Here is an 18,707-nt window from a genome sequence, read left to right on the forward strand (position 1 = left end):
AGCAGCAGCGTCCGGCACCTTAACGAGGCCCCTTGTTTGCGGGATTGATGCAGATCAAGTCGGCGGTTATTTGAGCGGCCTGCGGCCCGCTGGGCGTGGAATGTGGCCGATCAGGGCGCCTTGCGCAGATTGGCCGGCGCGATCTTGAGCGCCTCCCGGTATTTGGCCACGGTGCGGCGCGCCACCTGGATGCCCTGCTCCTCCAGCATGCTGGCCAGGGCGCTGTCGGACAGGGGCTTGTTGGCCGGCTCGGCCTCGACGAACTGCTTGATCAAGGCCCGCACCGCCGTGCTGGAGGCATTGCCGCCGGCCTCGGTGGACAGGCCGGAGCCGAAGAAATACTTCAGCTCGAAGGTGCCAAAGGGGGTGGCCATGTATTTGGCCGTGGTGACGCGCGAGATGGTGGACTCGTGCAGGCCCAGCTCGTCGGCGATCTCGCGCAGCACCAGCGGTTTCATTGCCAGGGCGCCGTGGGTGAAGAAGCCTTTTTGCCGCTCCACGATCGCTTTGGAGACCCGCAGAATCGTGTCGAAGCGCTGCTGGATGTTTTTGATGAACCAGCGCGCCTCCTGCAGCTGGCCGCCCAAGGGGCTGTTGGTGATGCCGCCGCGGGTCTGCCGCAAGGCATTGGCATAGAGCTCGTTGATGCGCAGCTTGGGCGTGAGCTCGGGGTTGAGCATGACGCGCAGCTCACGCCCCACCTTGCGCACGATCACATCGGGCACGACGGCGGGCGCCTGGCCACGCGCAAAGCGGCGGCCGGGCTTGGGTTCCAGGGCGCGGATCAGGGCCTGCGCCTCGCGCAGCAAGGGCTCGTCGGCACCGGTCAGGGCCATCAGCTTTTTGCCGTCGCGCCGGGCCAGCAGTTCCAGATGCTGTTTGCAGATCAGGATGGCGATCATCTGCGCCGGGCTGCGGGCCAGGGCACGCAGCTGCAGCACCAGGCACTCGGGCAGATCCTGGGCGCCGACGCCGGCCGGCTCCATATGCTGCAGCCATTTGAGGGCGATGCGCAGATGGTCCAGCAGCTCTTCGCGGTCCTCGGCGACCGCTTCTTCTTCGCCCTCTCTTGCGGGCAATAAGCCGTTGACGATGGCCTCCAGGCCGTCCTCCAGATAGCCGTCTTCGTTCAGCGATTCGATCAGCACCTGCAGGGCGATGCGGTCCGACTCGCTCAGATGCATGCCGGCCATCTGGGCCGTTAGATGCTCTTGCAGGCTGATTTCGGCCGACTCCTGGCTGCTGCGTTCGCCGTCCTCATCGCCGCTGGCGCTGCCGCCGGGGCTGTTGGCGGGCAGTTCGCGGATGCCGTCGAAGTCATCGCCCTCGGTGCCGTTTTCCCAGTCCTCGCGCTCGGTGCCGCCGAAGTCCTCGGCCTTCAGCTCGGGCGTGGATTCGGCCTCGCTGCCGCCGCCCAGCTCGCTGTCGGCGCCGCTGTCCTCGGCCGCGCTGGCGGGCCTGAGCTCGCTGATCTCGGGCGCGGCGACGCTGAAGTCCTCCTCGCTGTCCAGCAACGGGTTCTGCGCCATCATCTGCTCGATTTCCTGGTTCAGCTCCAGGGTCGAGAGCTGCAGCAGCCGGATGGACTGCTGCAACTGCGGCGTCAGCGACAGGTGCTGACTCAAGCGGAGCTGGAGGGATTGCTTCATGCTCGGCCGGGTTCCGGACCCGCACGGCCGCCCGAAGGGGCCGGAGCGCCCCCTTGGGGGGCAGCGAGCAAAGTGAGCGTGGGGGCTGGCATGTCGTTACATACGGAAATGCTCGCCGAGGTAGACCTTGCGCACGTCGGGGTTGTCGACGATCTCGGCAGGTGTTCCTTCGGCCAGCACGGCGCCTTCGCTGATGATGTAGGCGCGGTCGCAAATCCCCAGGGTTTCGCGCACATTGTGGTCGGTGATCAAGACCCCGATGCCACGCGCTTTCAGGAAGCTGATGATGCGCTGGATCTCCAGCACGGCAATGGGGTCGACCCCGGCAAAGGGTTCGTCCAGCAGGATGAAGCGGGGCTGGGTGGCCAGGGCGCGGGCGATCTCGACGCGGCGGCGCTCACCGCCCGACAGGGCCGGGGCGGGGCTGTCGCGCAGCTTCTCGATGCTGAGTTCGTGCAGCAGGTTTTCCAGCAATTCCTTGATGCGGGTCTTGCTCAGCGGGCGGCCATCGGGGCCCAGCTGCAGCTCCAGCACGGCGCGGATGTTTTCCTCCACATTGAGCTTGCGGAAGATGGAGGCCTCCTGCGGCAGATAGCTCAGGCCCAGGCGGGCACGCTGGTGGATGGGCAGGTGCTGGACCTCGCGGCCATCGATATGGATGGCGCCGGCATCGGCCCGCACCAGGCCCACAATCATGTAGAAGCTGGTGGTCTTGCCGGCGCCGTTGGGGCCCAGCAGGCCGACGACCTCGCCGCTGTCCACACTCAGGTGCACATTCTTGACCACCTTGCGCACGCCATAGCTCTTGGCCAGGCCTTGGGCGTCCAGGCGGCTGCGCGACCCGGTTTGCGGCGCGGCCTTGCTCATGAAGGCTTCTTGCCGCCGGGCAGGCTGGTGCTGGGTTGCAGGCTGACGCCCGAGGCGGGGCCGTCAGCCGGGGCCACGCCGGCAGGGCCGCGCGGCATCATCACCACGCGTACCCGGCCGCTGGGGTGGGGCGAGCTTTGGCCGCCGTCCAGGGTGAAGATTTCGCTGCGGTTATCAAACACGATGAGGGCGCCGGTCACCTCGTCGGCCACGGCGGCGCCGATCAGGCGGTGCACCACCGCATTGCCGATGAAGCGCACGGTGTCGCTGCGGGTGTCGTACTCGACCTGGTCGGCAAAGCCCTCGATGGCCTCGCCGGGTACATCGCGGGCCTGGCGGAAGCTGACCTGCTTGCCGGTCTGGCCGTTGGCATAGGCCTGGTAATAGCCGTCGCCGGTTTCGCGCAGATCGATGCGCTCGGCGCGCAGGATCAGGCTGCCCTTGCTCAGCACCACATTGCCGCTGAACTCGGTGCGCTGGCGCGCCATATCGATGCTGCCGCCCTTCTCGGAGGCGATATTGAGCGGTTTGAGCTGGTCGGCCTTTTCGGCCTGGGCCGGCAGGGCCAGGCACAGGCTCAGCAGGCAGGCGATGGCGGGGAATGGGAGGGGGACGGCAGGCTTTTTCATGGCGGCACAGTTCTTGCAGACCATTCTAGGGCCTGTCGCTCACTAAATTGCGCTCACGTTGGTGCGGGATGGGCTGTAGGCCTAGGCGGCGAGCGCCGCTCGGGGTCACCCCCGAGCCAGCTCGCCAACAACGGCCTACGGTCCATACCGCGCCAACCCTTCGGGCTCGCGTGAGCGTAATTTAGTGAGCGACAGGCCCTAGCCCTGCAGGGTCAGGCGGAGCGGGAATGCACCCCGCATTGCGGGGTGTTCCTGGCGGGGATCAGGCCTTGTTGCGGGCCAGCTTGATCAGGAAGTCGGCCACGGCCACGGCTTGCTGGCCATTGACCTGTTCGCCGGCGCCGCGGGTGCCGGCGATGGAGGGCGAGGTCAGGTAGCGGCCGGCAATGCCCAGGGCGGGTACGCCGTCGATGCGGAAGTCCTCGGACAGCTTGCTGGCCTGGGCGCATTTGGTCTGCACGCCGAAGGAGTTGTAGGCGGCGGTGAACTTGGCGACGTCCAGGCCCAGGCGGCCGACCAGGGCGATCACGTCCTTGTCGCTCTCGGGCATATCGCGCTGGAAGGCGGCGAACACGGCGGAGTGGACCTCGGCTTGCTTGCCCATGGCTTCCAAGGCGTAGAACAGCTTCTGGTGCGATTTGATATTGGCGCGGAAACCCACGTGCACGCGGCGGAAGCTCACATCGGCGGGCAACTGCTTGACCCAGGCTTCCAGCGTCGGGTCAAAGGCAAAGCAGTGCGGGCAGCCGTACCAGAAGAACTCGACCACATCGATCTTGCCGGGCGTGGTGGGCAGGGCCTGGGAGAGCTTCAGATACTGCTTGCCTTCCATCGGACCGCCTTGGGCCGCGGCGATGCCAGGCAGGCCCAGGGTGGACAGGCCCAGGGTGGACAGGCCCAGGGCCGACAGACCCAGCTGAGCGGAGAAATCGCGACGCTTCATGTGTGAAATCCTTGGAAAGAAGAGGGGCGGGGGAGCGAGGGCTTAGCGTTTGACGGGGACCAGATTGTTCTCGACGCCGGCCGCTTCGAGCTTGCCTTGCAGGCTTTGCGCTTCGTCACGGGCATCGAAGGGCCCCAGGCGGACGCGGAAAACGGTGCGGCCGGACTGCTCCCGCTCCATCACCTTGGCACTGAAGCCGAGGATGGCCAGCTTGGCGCGCTGTTGTTCGGCGTCCTCGGCCTTGGTGAAGGCACCGGCCTGCACAAAGTAGACGTTGGTATCGGCAGCGGCAGCAGTGCTTGCGGTCTTGGCCTCGGCTTTTTTGTCCGCAGCCTTGTCGGCGGCGGCCTTCTCGGCGGTTTTTTCCGCGATCTTTTCGGCGATCTTGTCCACCGGTTTGTCGGCCGGCTTGGCCGCCACGGGGGCGGTGGCATGGCTGGCGGCGGCGGCGGGCGGGGTGGGCAGGGCGACCGGGGCGTCTGGCAAGCCAGGCGCGGGGGCGGGCGCCGTGGGCGTGCTGACCACGCCGCTGGCGGCCTTGGCGCCGGCCTTGCCGGCCAGCGGGGCGTTGGGGTCCCAGTTCTTGTTGCGGGCGGCTTCCTCGGCGTCTTGCTCGGCCGTGCGCTGCGGCACCTTGTTGATGAAGGGCACCGGCACCTTGGTGACGTAGAGCGCCACGCCCAGGGCCACGGCCAGGCCGACCAGCAGGCCGACGATCAGGCCCAGCACAAAACCGCCTTTTTGATTTCCCGCCCCAGTGCTCATATGTTCTCCGCTGTCGTCACGATGGCTTCACGTGCCATCACCTCGGGCGCGCTCACGCCCAGCACGGCCAGGGCGTTGGCAATCACCTGGCGCGTGGCGGCCAGCAAGGCCACCCGGGCCTGGCTCAGCTCGGGCGTCTGATCCAGCACGCGCTCGGCCGCATAGTAGCTGTGATAGCTGCTGGCCAGTTCGCGCAGATAAAAGGTCACATCGTGGGGGGCCAGGCCTTCGGCCGCACGCGTCAGCATGGCGGGGTAGTCGGCCAGCTTGAGCATCAGGGCGGCTTCGGTGGGGGCCGTCAGCAGGCTCAGGTCGGCGCTCTTCAGCGTGGCCTCGTCACCGCCGCGGCCGACCCAGTTGCGGATCACCGAGCAGATGCGGGCATGGGCGTACTGCACGTAGAACACGGGGTTCTCGTCGTTCTGCTTCAGGGCCAGGTCGATGTCGAAGGTGAACTCGGTGTCGGCCTTGCGGCTGATCAGGAAGAAGCGCACGGCGTCGCGGCTGGTCCAGTCGATCAGGTCGCGCATGGTCACATAACTGCCGGCGCGCTTGGACAGCTTGACCTCCTCGCCGCCCTTCATCACCAGCACCATCTTGTGCAGCACATAGTCGGGGAAGCCCTGGGGTATGCCCACGCCGGCCGCCTGCAGGCCGCCGCGCACACGGGCGATGGTGCCGTGGTGATCGGTGCCCTGCACATTGATGCACTTGGTGTAGCCGCGCTGGAACTTGTTGATGTGGTAGGCCACATCGGGCAGGAAGTAGGTGTAGCTACCGTCGGACTTGCGCATCACGCGGTCCTTGTCGTCGCCGTAGTCGGTCGTGCGCAGCCACAGGGCGCCGCCGTCTTCAAAGGTCTTGCCCGAGGCTTCGAGCTTGGCGACGGTGGCTTCGACCGCGCCGGTCTGGTAGAGGCTGCTCTCCAGGAAGTAATTGTCAAACTGCACGCCCACGGCCTGCAGGTCCAGGTCTTGCTCGTGGCGGAGATAGGCGACGGCGAACTGGCGGATGCTGTCCAGGTCGTCGGCGTCGCCCGAGGCGGTGAATTCGCGGTCATCGGCCTTGACGGTCTTTTTGGCCAGGAAGTCGTTGGCGATGTCCTGAATGTAGTCGCCGTTATAGGCCGACTCGGGCCAGCCGTCGTCGCCGGGCTTCAGCCCCTTGAGGCGGCATTGGGTGGAGTTGGCCAGGGTGGCGATCTGCACGCCGGCGTCGTTGTAGTAGAACTCGCGGGTGACCTGGGAACCCTGGGTCTGGAACAGGCTGCAGATGGCGTCGCCCAGCGCGGCCTGGCGGGCGTGGCCCAGGTGCAGGGGGCCGGTGGGGTTGGCGGAGACGAATTCCACCATCACATGCTGCTCGTTGGCCGGCTGCTTGCCGAAGTCCTGCGCCGTGCTCAGCACCTCGCTGACCACGGCCTGCTTGGCGGCGGGCTTGAGGCGGATATTGATGAAGCCGGGGCCGGCGATCTCCAGGCCCTCGACCCAGGTCTGGAAGGCGGCGCGGCGTTGCAGGGCTTCGATCAGCGCCTGGGCCAGCTCGCGTGGGTTCTTTTTCAGCGGTCGCGCCAATTGCATGGCGACCGTGCAGGCGAAGTCGCCCAGGGCGGCTTGCTTGGGGGATTCGAAGGCGGCAACCAGGTCGGCGCCGGGACTGAGTTCTTGAATCGCTTCGGCCAGGGCGGCGAGCAAATCTTGCTTGGCTTGGATCATGGCGGTGATTCTAAGGTTCTATGATCTACCCCATGCCGCAGGACCTCGAGTTGTCGATCGAACCCAAGCTGGATCTGCCTGCCTATATCGGCAAGTACAAGATCTTGCGCCGCCTGGGCGAGGGGGCGACCAGTGACGTCTTTCTTGCACGGGACGAATTCCGTGGCGTGGATGTGGCGATCAAGCGCATGCGCGCCTGGGGTGTGGCCGATAGTGACGAAGCCCCGAGCGAGCACAGCAACCGCTTCTACGCCGCCGAGGCCGCCCTGGCCGGCCGCCTTCAGCATCCCAATGTGGTGCAGATCCTGGACGCCGTGCCCGATGAGAACGCCCCCTATCTGGTGATGGAGTTTGTGCCCGGCCTGACGCTCAAGCATTTCTGCCGCAGCGACCGGCTGCTGCCCCTGGATCAGATCGTGGAGCTGGGCTTCAAATGCGCCATGGCCCTGTCCTATGTGTTCCGCCTGGGGCTGATACACCGCGATGTGAAGCCGGCCAATCTGCTGGCCGTGCTGGACTCGCAAGGCCAGGTCACCGACGTCAAGGTCAGCGATTTTGGCAGCGCGCTGAATCTGCGCTCGGACGCTACCCAGGTGCACCGGGTCGGCTCCCTGGCCTATATGCCGCCGGAGCAGATCGAGGGTGGCGATGTGGATTGCCGGGCCGATATTTATGCCCTGGGCGCCGTGCTCTACCACCTGGTCGCCGGCCGCGCGCCCTTTGATGCGCCCAGCCAGATGGCCTTGATGCACCAGATCTACCACCAGGCGCCGGCCTCCCTGGTGGGCCAGCGCGGCGGCGTCACGGCCGAGCTGGACGCCGTCATCATGAAGGCCCTGGCCAAGCATCCCAGCGAGCGCTATGCCGATTGGGAGTCCTTCGGCCGCGGCCTGTCGGAGCTGGTGGCCAAGCAGCTGGTGCCGCTGGCCAGGCTGTACGAGGTGAAGGACTCGGAGCGCTTCAATATCTTGCGCGAGCTGGAGTTCTTTGCCGGCTTTGGCGATGTGGAGCTGTGGGAGGTGGTGCACCGGGCGCGCTGGCGGCGCTTCCCGGTCGACCATGCCTTGTTCAAGCGCGGGCAGGAGGGCAATACCTTCCACATCATTGCGCAGGGCGCGGTGGAGGTGTTCCGCGACGGCAATTGGGTGGCGACCCTGGGCAAGGGCACCTCGGTGGGCGAGATGGCCTATCTCGCCCCCAACCCCAGCCTGCGCCAGCACAGCGCGGATGTGAAGGTCAGCGAGCTGTGCATCACCATCTCCTTCACACCCGAGTCCATCGGCCAGCTGAGCCCCGAATGCCAGCACCGCTTCGACCGCGGTTTCATCCAGGTTCTGGTGCGGCGTTTGCACGCGGCGCATGAGGCCTTGGCCCATCCGCGCCGCATCATGTAAACCCTTCTTGAGGCTGTCGCGTTGGCGTGCTTGAATGCAAGGCATTCAAGCTTTCAAGCCCCTATTTACCCCCACAGAAAGGACCTCTTCATGAAAACTCTGATCAGCTCGGTCGCTCTTGCCGCCTTCGCTTTCGTGGGCTCTGCCCATGCGGTTGCGGCCGGCGAGGCCGCCAGTGCGCCGACCAAGCAGCAGACCAAGATGAGCAGCTGCAACAAGGACGCCGGCGAGAAAAAGGGCGACGAGCGCAAGGCCTTCATGAAGGAATGCCTGTCCGCCAAGCCCGCCGCTCCGGCCACCCAGCAAGAGCGCATGAAGATGTGCAATACCGATGCCAAGGGCAAGAAGGGCGACGAGCGCAAGGCCTTTATGAAGGAATGCCTCAGCAACAAGGGCTGATCATCCCAAGCCCCTGCCGGGGCTTGAAAGAAGACGCGGGAACAGGCCAGGCCTGGGCCCGCGTTTTTTTGTTTCAGGGCAGGCCGGCGGCCGTCCAGTACTCGGGCCTGGCATAGCTTTGCTTGAGAAAGTCCACCCACAAGCGCAGCCGCAGCGGCAGATGCTTGCGCTGCGGCAGCAGGGCGTAGATGCCATTGGGCGGGGCGGCAAAATCGTCCAGCACGGTGCGCAGGCGGCCGGCGGCGATATCGCCTTCCACCTCCCAGGTGCTGCGCCAGGCCAGGCCCAGGCCGCGCAAGCACCAGTCGTGCAAGACCTGGCCATCGCTGCAGTCCAGCCGCCCGCCGGGGCGTAGATAGCTCAGCTCGCCATCGACCTTGAAGGCCCAGCCGCGGGTCTGGCTGGCGTCCGAACTGAGCATCAGGCAGGCGTGGCGCGAGAGCTCCGCCGGGTGTTGCGGCACACCGGCACGCTTCAGATAGGCGGGGGTGGCCACGCACAGGCGCCGGTTGTCCGCCAGGCGCAGGCTGACCAGGCTGGAGTCGGGCAGATCGCCCACCCGCACGGCGCAGTCATAGCCCTCGCCGCCGATGTCCACCACCCGGTCGCTCAGATTGAGCGAGATGCTGACCTCGGGGTGCTGGGCCAGAAAGTCCGGCACCAGGGGGGCGACATGGCGGCGCCCGAAACCGGCCGGCGCCGTGATGCGCAAAAGCCCGCTGGCCTTGACGCCGCCGGCGCTGACGCTGGCCTCGGCATCGGCGAACTCCACCAGCAGGCGCTGGCAGTCTTCCAGAAAGGCGCTGCCCTCATTTGTCAGCGTGATGCGCCGGGTGGTGCGCAGCAGGAGCTTGACGCCCAGGCGGGCCTCCAGGGCATCGATGCGCCGGCCCATCACCGCGGGCGCCACGCCCTCCAACTGCGCGGCAGCGGTGAGGCTGCCGCGGGTGGCCACGGAGGCAAAGGATTCGATCTGTTTGAGGCGGTCCATGGCGGTCGATTGTGCTGCCGATGGCGCTGAAAAAGTGAAGGTTTCTTTCTATTCGTGCATTTTGTGCATGTATTCAATGCGCTGACCGTCATCAATCCCGTCCGGAAACTGACATAAATTCAGGGCCTCAGTTCTTTGCTTTGCTTTGCTTTCAATCGCCCAACCGAGGTTTCCGTCATGACCGCACGCACCACGCAGCACAGCCTGCAAGTCGCTACCGAGTTGCATCAATTCATCGAGGCTCAGGTCTTGCCTGGCACGGGTGTGGAGTCTGCCAAGTTCTGGGCCGGCTTCAATGCCATCGTGCGGGATCTGGCGCCCAAGAATGTGGCCTTGCTGGCCGAGCGTGATCGCCTGCAGACCGAGTTGGACGCCTGGCACCGCGCCCACCCCGGCCCCATCGCCGATATGCCGGCCTACCGGGCGTTTCTGGAGCGCATCGGCTATCTGGTGCCGCCGCCCGCTGCCGTGCAGGTCAGCACCCGCAATGTCGATGCCGAGCTGGCAAGCCAGGCCGGCCCGCAACTGGTCGTGCCCATTCTGAATGCGCGTTATGCCCTCAATGCCGCCAATGCGCGCTGGGGTTCTTTGTATGACGCGCTCTACGGCACCGACGCCATCCCCGAGGCCGACGGTGCCGAGAAGGCCGGCCGCTACAACCCGGTGCGTGGTGCCAAGGTGATCGCCTATGCCCGCCAGGTGCTGGATCAGGCGGCGCCGCTGGTTAGCGGATCACACAAGGACGCCACGGGCTACCGGGTTGAGAACGGCGCTTTGCTGGTCAGCCTGGGCGCCGGCAGCAGCGGCCTGGCGGATGCCAGCCAGTTCGTCGGCTACCAGGGTGATGCGGCCGCGCCGAGCTCCGTGCTCCTGCGCCACAACGGCCTGCACCTGGACATCCAGATCGACCGCAGCACGCCGATTGGCCAGAGCGATGCGGCCGGTGTCAGCGATGTGGTGCTGGAGGCGGCGCTGTCCACCATCCTCGATCTGGAAGACTCGGTGGCCGTGGTCGACGCGCAGGACAAGGTGCTGGCCTATGGCAACTGGCTGGGCATTCTGAAGGGCACGCTGACCGAGGCCTTGCAGAAAGGCGGCAAGACCATCACCCGCCGCCTCAATGCCGACCGCGTCTACACGGCGGCCGATGGCGGGCAGCAAGTCAAGCTGCACGGCCGCTCGCTGATGTTTGTGCGCAATGTCGGCCACCTGATGAGCAACCCGGCGATTCTTTACGGCGAGGGCCGCGAGATCCCCGAAGGCATCATGGATGCCGTCATCACCACCACAATCGCCCTGCACGATCTGCAGCGCAAGGGCAATTCGCGCACGGGCTCGGTCTATATCGTCAAACCCAAGATGCACGGGCCCGCCGAAGTGGCGTTTGCCTCCGAGCTGTTCGGCCGGGTGGAAGCCTTGCTGGGCCTGGCCGAGAACACCGTCAAGCTGGGCATCATGGACGAGGAGCGCCGCACCAGCGTGAATCTGAAGGCCTGCATCGCCGCGGCCGCCGGCCGCGTGGCCTTCATCAACACCGGCTTCCTGGACCGCACCGGCGACGAGATGCACACAGCCATGCAGGCCGGCCCCATGTTCCGCAAGGGCGATATGAAGACCAGCGCCTGGATCCAGGCCTATGAACGCAGCAATGTGCTGACCGGCTTGTCCTGCGGCCTGCGCGGCCGCGCCCAGATCGGCAAGGGCATGTGGGCCATGCCCGACCTGATGGCCGCCATGCTGGAGCAAAAGATTGCCCACCCCAAGGCGGGGGCCAACACCGCCTGGGTGCCTTCACCCACGGCCGCCACCCTGCATGCCCTGCACTATCACCAGGTCAATGTGGCTGAGGTGCAGCAGGCGCTGGAAAAGATCGATGCGGACGCGGAGCGCCACGCCATCCTGGACCAACTCCTGCAGATCCCCGTGGTCGCCAAAGCTCCGTGGAGCGCGGCCGAGGTGCAGCAAGAACTGGACAATAACGCGCAAGGCATTCTGGGCTATGTGGTGCGCTGGGTGGACCAGGGCGTGGGCTGCTCCAAGGTGCCCGACATCCACAATATCGGCCTGATGGAAGACCGCGCCACCCTGCGCATCTCCAGCCAGCACATCGCCAACTGGTTGCATCATGGCGTCACCCACGCCGCCCAGGTGCATGAAACCTTCCAGCGCATGGCGGCCGTTGTTGACGGACAAAACGCCGATGACCCCGCCTACAAACCCATGGCCGGGCACTTCACGACTTCAGCCGCCTACCAGGCCGCGCTGGATCTGGTCTTCAAGGGGCTGGAGCAGCCGAGTGGCTATACGGAGCCGTTGCTGCATGCTTGGAGGTTGAGGGTGAAGGGGCGGGGTTGAAAGCGGAGGGCACTTCAAGCTTTGCGTCAGTCACTGAGTGATGCCCTGATGAGAATAGGCGCCTGTGCGGTGAGCGAACTCTTGTGTTGGGCGCGAAACAGCAACTGGACTGAGGCGGCTGGAAATCGCTTGGGCCCAGGGAGAAGACGTTGCCGGCCGTAAATAGACGTTTCAACCGTGTTCATCGGGGTTCTGGGTCGATTTCTCGAAGGGTTTTTCAAATGGTCTCAGAACGGTCCGGTGATGGTTCTCTTGCCACAACTTCGGTGAATTTCCACGGCGGCGTTGTGTCTTGTTCACAGGTATTGCCGCTCTGTGAAGCAATGTAAGTTCGAGATAAATTTTGGGCAGAAGTGCCGCCGACCTCGATTTGCTGTTCCCAACAGGAGTACGCAGGAAGGTGCGGCGGCTGTTTCGTCCACTTCTCCCAAAAGGATGCTCATGTTGAGGAATTGCAAGTTCAGCGCGGTCAGTGCGGCCGTGTTCACCGTTGTGGCCATGTCCGCCCAGGCCCAGACCGCTCCCGCTCAGGCAGTTCAGCAGTTGGAGCGGGTTGAGGTCACTGGTTCGAACATCAAACGTTTGGCTGCTGAGACAGCGTCGCCGGTGACGGTGGTCAGCCGTACAGAGATCAAGCAGTCGGGTGCCAATACCGTCCGCCAAATCCTGGACACCATCACATCGACCAGCACCAATGAATTGACCGACAACGGCAATTCCAGCAGTTTTGCTGCAGGCGCGACCGGTGCTTCTTTGCGCGGCTTGGGCAAGGGTGCAACCCTGGTCTTGCTGAATGGTCGTCGCGTGGCTTACTACGCCCTGGCTGACGGCGCCAAGGAAACCTTTGTCAACGTTGACTCCATCCCGGCCGATGCAATTGAGCGCATTGAAGTGCTGAAGGACGGCGCATCCGCTGTCTACGGCTCCGACGCCATGGCTGGCGTGATCAACATCATCACCCGCAAGGATTACCAAGGTGTTGGCATCAGCGCTAACTACCAGACTGGCACCAATCCATCGCTGCAAAAACAGGCAACGGCTAGTGTTGTTGGTGGTTTTGGCAACATGGCCAAGGATCGCTTCAACGTCTTGTTGAATGCAGAGTTCTACAAGCGCGAAGGCTATACCTTGGCCGACGCACTGAGCTCCTATGCGCCTTACTACAAGCAAATTGTGAGCCCTGCCTTGGGTGACCCGAGCTTGGTTTCTTATCCTGGCAATTTGTTCAAGGGCAATGCCCGGACTAAGCCCGTCGCTGGGTGCCCAACTTCGCAGTTGAATGCCGCAGGAGCCTGCACCACCGATGTCAACGCGCTGAATCAAATCTATGACCCGGCCAAGCGGGTGAATCTATTCGCTTCTGGTCGCTTCCTGGTTTCCGAAGCCGTCGAGGCTTTTGCCGAAGCCTCTTACTCCAAGACGCAGACCGACTACCTCGCGCTCCCCTTTGGTTTGAGCGCTCCAGGGACTCAGTACAAGTGGTTTGACGGCAATAGCAAAAAGGTTCAGTTGGTTAACAAGCCTTTGATCGCGGCCAACAATCCGGCTAACTCGCTGGGTGTGCCCGCAGGTCTTGAGTACCGTTTCATGGATGATCTGAGCATGTGGTCGGAGCCGGCCGAAGCCAGCCAGTATCGCGTGCAAGCGGGCCTGAAAGGCACGTTTGGCAATTGGGACTGGGAAACCGTCATCGGCCGCACGGCTGCTGAAGGTGAGAAGAACGGGGTCGGTGCCCATCGCGTCGACTTCATCAATGCGGTTAGCAGCGGTGAGTACAAGATTGGCGGAAGCAATAGCGCCGAGTTGCTGAATCGTATGTTCCGCCAGCATGGCCTGAATGGCTCTAACAGCACCAACTACATCGATGCCAAGCTGAGTGGTGAGCTGTTCAGCCTGCCGGCCGGTGCCGTGATGGGGGCATTCGGTCTGGAGCATCGTGAAGAAAGCGTTTTGATCAAGTCTACCGAAAACGTGTTGAACGCCGAGCTCATCGGCCGGGGCTCGGTCTGGATTGAGGGAGATCGCAAGCTGGACGCTGCTTTTGCCGAGGTGGAAGCTCCTCTGTTCAAGGGTTTGACCGCCAATGCCGCTGTGCGCTACGACAAGGCCACGGGTTTTGACGGCCATATGTCGCCCAAACTGGGTCTGCGCTATGAAGTGCTGCCGCAAATGCTGATGCTGCGCGGTACGCTGTCAGAAGGCTTCCGCGCTCCCAACATTCCTGAAACCTTGGGCAAGGTGGGTTTGACCGGCTTCTTCAACCGAACGGTTGACCCCAAGCGTTGCGAAACGGCCACCAAGATCCGTGACATTTTGAAAAAGGGTAATGCCAACGATGTGCAGGACAGCACAGATGCTTTCAACTCGGGTTGCTCGGTGTCTGTTCCGGCGATGATCTCGGCTAACCCTAACGTCAAGCCAGAGCTGTCGCGCAGCGCCACCATCGGCTTTGTGTTTGATCCGGTCAAGAATCTGTCTATCGCCGTGGACTATTACAAGATTGAGCGCCGGGATGAAATCTCCTATCGCGATCCAGACTATGTATTGGCACGTGAAGGTGATGCAGGCTACAAGGATCTGATCGCGCGCGTCCCCGTTAGCAGTACAGACCAAGCCCGTGCCGACCGTGCGAACCAACTGGATCCTACGGCCAAAGTTTCATGGGCTGCGGGCGAGCTGGTTACTTTGTTGCTGCAGTATGAGAACTTCGGCAAGACCGAATCTTCGGGCATCGATCTGGACATCAAGGGGCAGGTCGGCAATGCCGAGTTTGGTACCCTGCGCTTGGGGCTGACTTCGACTTATGCCTTGACCGCACGGGAGTGGGATATCGACGCCAATACCTATCGCCCGAACCGCGTCGGCCTGCGTAACACGCCGCGCTTGCGCAGCATCTTCAGTGTGGCCTGGACCAAGTACGACTGGACCGCTGGTCTGCGTTTCAACTACACCTCTGGTACCAAGCTGAACAATGATGAAACGGACGAGAGCAGCTGGAGCGAAGCGGCCTGCCAAAAGCGACTGAATCCAGGCGCTTACCCTTGCTACATCGACAGCTATCTGCGGACCGATCTGAACGTCAGCTACCGTGGCTTCAAGGGGCTGACCCTGGGCCTGAATATCGGCAACGTGATGAACAACCCAGCGCCAGTCAATCTGCGTGATACCTACTCAATCCGTCCGCGCACCATCAAGGTGAGTGCTGAGTACCGCTTCTAAGTCAAGTCGTGAGGCCGAGTGGCAAATGTTTGCCACTCGCACATCAACTCAAGAAGCTCGGCTTGTGCCGCAATGCCAGTCAGTTAACGCTGACTGGCATTTTTTAATTGACTGGCATAGTCCCTGTTTGTGCGAATAGCGAATTCCTCGTGACTATTGAGAAGGATTTTTTCGATTGATAGCCTGGAGCCGTCAATTTATTGCCCAGTGCTACAAGTAATATCGCATGTTGCTAATGAGCAAATGTCCTTGATCTTGCGTAAGGAAATTGCCATCAATTGCGCGGTGATCGCCCTTTTTGTCGAAGGCCATGTGTCGATCTTGGGTGCAAGTATTTGTCGCGTTAGTCCCATAGGTATTGACCCCTTGTAGGCCTTTACGTAGGCACTTCTAGACTTTCTCCGGCACATAGCTCCTCGAGTCTCCAGGACGTACTTCTCAACGCCCGTGGACTTGTAGTCAGAGCTCGGCATTTCGCCAAATCCACGGAGGAAATTTGATGTTGAAGCAAGCAAAAGTCAGCGCCATCAGCGCTGCAGTTTCTCTGGCCCTGGGCGCGCTGGCGACCCCAGCGTTTGCGCAGCAGGCCAGCGCCCAGCAGTTGGAACGAGTTGAAGTGACGGGCTCGCGCATCTTGTCGGTCAATGCGGCTTCGCCCGCACCTATCCAGGTCATGACCTCGGCAGATATCGCGGCCTCGGGTGCGACCAATCTGCAAGATTTGCTGTTGAAGAGTCCCGTGTTTGGTACTCCGGGCATCAGCCGGACCAACTCCAACTTCAGCACCTCGGCCGGCGGTGTTGCCACCGTTGACCTGCGCAATCTCGGTGCCGACCGTACCCTTCTTCTCGTCAATGGGCGGCGCTATGTGGCTGGTATCTCGGGCTCGGCCACCGTTGACTTGAACACTATCCCGACGGACTTCATTGAGCGCGTCGAAGTGATGACCGGCGGTGCTTCGGCCGCGTATGGTTCCGATGCTGTTGCCGGTGTGGTCAATCTGGTCTTGAAGAAGGGCTTCTCGGGTTTGATGCTGGACGCACAAGTCGGCCAAAGCCAGAAGAACGATGACAAGGTCAAGAAGTTCAGCGCGACCACGGGTGTGAGCTCGGCTGACGGCCGTGACAACATCATGGCGCACTTCTCGATCAGCCAGCAGGGCGCTGTGTACTCGGCCAATCGCGATCGTTCGTCGGTGGACCAGCTGTCTCAGTTCGCCCTGACCGGCGAAGCCTCGGATATCGCGACGGTCAATCGCCCCGCTTATTCATCCTTTACCCCGCAAGGTCGTTTCTTCTACACCGGGGCCGATGGCAAGCCGGCCAATTACACCTACGACCCCTCTGGCAAAGAAGTGCCTTACACGGGCGCGCTCGGTTTCAATCGCAATGCGATTCGTCAAACCGCGATTCCTACCGACCGTTTGCTGTTGGCAGCGAATGGCGAGAAAGCGCTGAACGACTCGCACTCGCTGTTCTTTGAGAGCACCTACGCCGCCACCAGCACCAAGACGCAGATTGAGCCCTTTGCAGTGGATTCCACGGGCGGCTCCAACCCGATCTATTCGGGCGGCTTCTATGTGCCGGCGGAGTTCATGGTCAATGGCAAGCTGACCCGCAATCCGCTGGTGCCGGACTACATCTACAACCTGGCGACCGACCGCGATAAGGATGGCGCCAAGGACTACAACTTCACCCGCCGCCTGTCGGAAATCGACAATCGGGGCGCACGCGCAGAACGTGACACCTTCCGCATCCTCGTAGGCCTGAAGGGTGATTTGAGCAAGACCTGGAACTATGAGGCCTATGCTGCGCACGGTTTTACCAAGGAAGCACAGCACAGCACCGGCCAGGTCAATGCGGCCAATTTCCGCAACGCGCTGGAAGCCATTCCCGACGCCAATGGCAAGGCGCAATGCCGGGATCCGCTCGCTCGTGCACAGGGTTGTGTGCCCATCAATGTGTTCGGCAAGGGCTCGATCAGTCCTGAGGCTGCTAAATATGTGCGGGCCGACGGCAGCTTGATGACCAAGGTCGAGCAGACTTTTGCAGGCGCAACGGTGTCGGGTGAGCCTTTTAGCCTGCCTGCAGGTCAGGTTGGCGTGGCTTTGGGTGCCGAGTACCGTAAGGAAAAGTCCCGTGATGAAGCCGATGCTCTGACACAAGCCGGACTGAATTTGGGCAACGCCCGTCCGATCACGGAAGGCGAATTCAATGTGAAGGAAGTCTTCGGTGAGGTGCGTGCGCCCTTGTTGAAGAACTTGCCTTTCGTCAAAGCCTTGGATGCGAATGCTGCGGTTCGTTTCGGCAAGTATTCGACCGTTGGCAATGTGACGAGCTGGAATGCAGGCTTGGATTGGGCCCTGAACTCGATGTTCCGCGTGCGCGGCACAACCGCCGTGTCGACGCGCGCGCCCAATATCGGCGAGCTGTTCCAAGGCGGCAACCAGACCTTCCCGACCGGTATTGCGGACCCCTGCAAGGGCGTGACCGCGACCTCTGTTGGCGCGAAAGACGACCTCTGCCGCAAAGACCCGGGTGTCATGCAGAACATCGCCACGAACGGAAAATTCACCGTGGTGCAACCGGATTCGCAAAGCATCAGCGGTTACGACTTCGGCAGCACGAGCCTGAAGGCCGAGAAGGGCAAGTCCAACACCCTGGGTGTGATCTTCTCGCCCAAGGGCATTGAGTACCTGAAGAACTTCAGCTTCACCGCTGACTACTTCGACATCAAGATCGACGACGCCATCTCGACCCCGGGTCGCCAGCTGACGCTGAACCAGTGCTATGCCGGCGTGGCTGCGTACTGCAAGGATGTGACGCGTCGCCCGACCGCCCTGGGAGCACTCAGCGCGGGCTCGATTGCCTTGATCAATCAATACAACATCAATGCCGGCAGTCGCGCCACCAGCGGCGTTGACCTGACCGTCAGCCATGCGATGAAGTTGGCCGATGGGCAGCTGAATAGCCGTCTGGCTTACACCTATTTGATCAAGTCTTCTTTGACTGCAAAGGAAGGTGAAGCCCCTGACTACTCTCAAGGTGAGGTCGGCGCGTCTCGCAACCGCTGGGTTCTGAATGTGGGTTATGACCGCGGCGCCTTTGCCGTTCAGGCTTCTGTGACCTATATCGGCCATGCCTACCTTGACGACCAGTCGTTTTCAGACACCACCGATGAAAACGACAAGGTGATTCGCACCGCCCGCGAAAACCAGAAGATGTTCGGCGAGATCAAGGCCAAGGTCTACACCGATATGCAGATGAGCTACAAGCTGGGCAAGGGCTTCCAGCTCTACGGCGGCATCAACAATCTGCTGGATACCGCGCCGCCTGCCATCGTCAGCGGCTTGCCTGGCAACGTCACCGGTACTGAAACCGATGCCGGCACCTATGACGCAATTGGCCGCCGCTACTACCTGGGCATGCGCTACAACTTCTGATCTTTGTTGCAGCGAAAAGGCACCTGAGGGTGCCTTCCGAATCCGCCAAAGCCTCGTGCTGCGGCGGATTTTTTTTGCCTAAACCAGAGAGCGTCCGCCCATTGCTTGTTACCAGCTGTGCGGAGAGCAAATACGCCGTCAAGCACGGCCGAAACGTCGCGCCCGGCTGAGCCTGTGCCGGGTTGAGGCTTGGGACTGAATCCAGCTCCGGCGGCGTGCGCCAGCCGCCCCCGCGGCAGGCGTCGGAGCATGCGTGCTGTTGCCTTGGATCCACAAGCCGCTGTTTTCTTCCCTAGACTTGCGCCCCCTGCCGTTTTGCCGGGCCCCGTGTGCCGAGCT

12 protein-coding genes are annotated in these 18,707 nt (G+C 62.7%); 5 read left to right on the forward strand and 7 right to left on the reverse strand.

From position 1 onward, the window contains the following. Positions 1–110 precede the first annotated feature (110 nt). The 6 genes from HNP55_RS06425 to argS all read right to left on the reverse strand — a co-directional run bounded on the left by HNP55_RS06425 (position 111) and on the right by argS (position 6,568). Complete coding sequence (locus HNP55_RS06425; RefSeq protein ID WP_184297379.1) at positions 111–1,649, reverse strand: RNA polymerase factor sigma-54; 1,539 nt, start codon at positions 1,647–1,649, stop codon at positions 111–113. Between the two features lie 96 nt (positions 1,650–1,745). Then, positions 1,746–2,516 (reverse strand): LPS export ABC transporter ATP-binding protein, encoded by a 771-nt coding sequence (lptB, locus tag HNP55_RS06430; protein ID WP_184297381.1) that lies wholly within the window; start codon positions 2,514–2,516, stop codon positions 1,746–1,748. Beyond that, positions 2,513–3,145 carry a lipopolysaccharide transport periplasmic protein LptA gene (gene lptA / locus HNP55_RS06435; protein ID WP_184297383.1) on the reverse strand — a complete coding sequence of 211 codons (633 nt, stop codon included), beginning with the start codon at positions 3,143–3,145 and terminating at the stop codon, positions 2,513–2,515. Before lptA ends, lptB begins: the two co-directional genes overlap by 4 nt. A 262-nt stretch (positions 3,146–3,407) precedes the next feature. Continuing rightward, on the reverse strand, positions 3,408–4,088 hold the full coding sequence (locus tag HNP55_RS06440; protein ID WP_184297385.1) for a DsbA family protein: 681 nt from the start codon (positions 4,086–4,088) through the stop codon (positions 3,408–3,410). 42 nt (positions 4,089–4,130) lie between these two features. Next, positions 4,131–4,853, reverse strand: coding sequence for an SPOR domain-containing protein (locus HNP55_RS06445; protein WP_184297387.1), 723 nt, complete (start codon positions 4,851–4,853; stop codon positions 4,131–4,133). Beyond that, complete coding sequence (gene argS, locus HNP55_RS06450) at positions 4,850–6,568, reverse strand: arginine--tRNA ligase (protein ID WP_184297389.1); 1,719 nt, start codon at positions 6,566–6,568, stop codon at positions 4,850–4,852. Before argS ends, HNP55_RS06445 begins: the two co-directional genes overlap by 4 nt. A gap of 32 nt (positions 6,569–6,600) precedes the next feature. Here argS and HNP55_RS06455 point away from each other — a divergent pair, with 32 nt between their 5' ends. Continuing rightward, complete coding sequence (locus HNP55_RS06455) at positions 6,601–7,962, forward strand: serine/threonine-protein kinase (RefSeq protein ID WP_184297391.1); 1,362 nt, start codon at positions 6,601–6,603, stop codon at positions 7,960–7,962. Positions 7,963–8,052: 90 nt separating this feature from the next. After that, complete coding sequence (locus HNP55_RS06460) at positions 8,053–8,361, forward strand: PsiF family protein (RefSeq protein ID WP_184297393.1); 309 nt, start codon at positions 8,053–8,055, stop codon at positions 8,359–8,361. A 73-nt stretch (positions 8,362–8,434) separates the two neighbouring features. Here HNP55_RS06460 and HNP55_RS06465 read toward each other — a convergent pair whose 3' ends face one another. Next, a complete protein-coding gene (locus HNP55_RS06465) occupies positions 8,435–9,352 on the reverse strand; it encodes a LysR family transcriptional regulator (protein ID WP_184297395.1) in 918 nt (305 codons plus the stop codon). Between the two features lie 177 nt (positions 9,353–9,529). On the opposite strand from HNP55_RS06465, the gene HNP55_RS06470 reads away from it, so the two are divergent. The 3 genes from HNP55_RS06470 to HNP55_RS06480 all read left to right on the forward strand — a co-directional run bounded on the left by HNP55_RS06470 (position 9,530) and on the right by HNP55_RS06480 (position 18,368). Further along, positions 9,530–11,707 (forward strand): malate synthase G, encoded by a 2,178-nt coding sequence (locus HNP55_RS06470; protein ID WP_184297397.1) that lies wholly within the window; start codon positions 9,530–9,532, stop codon positions 11,705–11,707. A gap of 441 nt (positions 11,708–12,148) precedes the next feature. Beyond that, positions 12,149–14,926 carry a TonB-dependent receptor plug domain-containing protein gene (locus HNP55_RS06475; RefSeq protein ID WP_221439483.1) on the forward strand — a complete coding sequence of 926 codons (2,778 nt, stop codon included), beginning with the start codon at positions 12,149–12,151 and terminating at the stop codon, positions 14,924–14,926. Between the two features lie 499 nt (positions 14,927–15,425). Next, on the forward strand, positions 15,426–18,368 hold the full coding sequence (locus HNP55_RS06480; protein ID WP_184297402.1) for a TonB-dependent receptor domain-containing protein: 2,943 nt from the start codon (positions 15,426–15,428) through the stop codon (positions 18,366–18,368). Positions 18,369–18,707: the final 339 nt, after the last annotated feature.

The sequence above is a fragment of the Roseateles oligotrophus genome, from assembly GCF_014204525.1.
Taxonomy (GTDB): Bacteria; Pseudomonadota; Gammaproteobacteria; order Burkholderiales; family Burkholderiaceae_C; genus Paucibacter_A; species Paucibacter_A oligotrophus_A.

What these genes read in the sequence shown, in the direction of transcription:
- HNP55_RS06425 (WP_184297379.1), bottom strand. Translation starts at nt 1,649, where the DNA reads ATGAAGCAATCCCTCCAGCTCCGCTTGAGTCAGCACCTGTCGCTGACG.
- lptB (WP_184297381.1), bottom strand. Translation starts at nt 2,516, where the DNA reads ATGAGCAAGGCCGCGCCGCAAACCGGGTCGCGCAGCCGCCTGGACGCC.
- lptA (WP_184297383.1), bottom strand. Translation starts at nt 3,145, where the DNA reads ATGAAAAAGCCTGCCGTCCCCCTCCCATTCCCCGCCATCGCCTGCCTG.
- HNP55_RS06440 (WP_184297385.1), bottom strand. Translation starts at nt 4,088, where the DNA reads ATGAAGCGTCGCGATTTCTCCGCTCAGCTGGGTCTGTCGGCCCTGGGC.
- HNP55_RS06445 (WP_184297387.1), bottom strand. Translation starts at nt 4,853, where the DNA reads ATGAGCACTGGGGCGGGAAATCAAAAAGGCGGTTTTGTGCTGGGCCTG.
- argS (WP_184297389.1), bottom strand. Translation starts at nt 6,568, where the DNA reads ATGATCCAAGCCAAGCAAGATTTGCTCGCCGCCCTGGCCGAAGCGATT.
- HNP55_RS06455 (WP_184297391.1), top strand. Translation starts at nt 6,601, where the DNA reads ATGCCGCAGGACCTCGAGTTGTCGATCGAACCCAAGCTGGATCTGCCT.
- HNP55_RS06460 (WP_184297393.1), top strand. Translation starts at nt 8,053, where the DNA reads ATGAAAACTCTGATCAGCTCGGTCGCTCTTGCCGCCTTCGCTTTCGTG.
- HNP55_RS06465 (WP_184297395.1), bottom strand. Translation starts at nt 9,352, where the DNA reads ATGGACCGCCTCAAACAGATCGAATCCTTTGCCTCCGTGGCCACCCGC.
- HNP55_RS06470 (WP_184297397.1), top strand. Translation starts at nt 9,530, where the DNA reads ATGACCGCACGCACCACGCAGCACAGCCTGCAAGTCGCTACCGAGTTG.
- HNP55_RS06475 (WP_221439483.1), top strand. Translation starts at nt 12,149, where the DNA reads ATGTTGAGGAATTGCAAGTTCAGCGCGGTCAGTGCGGCCGTGTTCACC.
- HNP55_RS06480 (WP_184297402.1), top strand. Translation starts at nt 15,426, where the DNA reads ATGTTGAAGCAAGCAAAAGTCAGCGCCATCAGCGCTGCAGTTTCTCTG.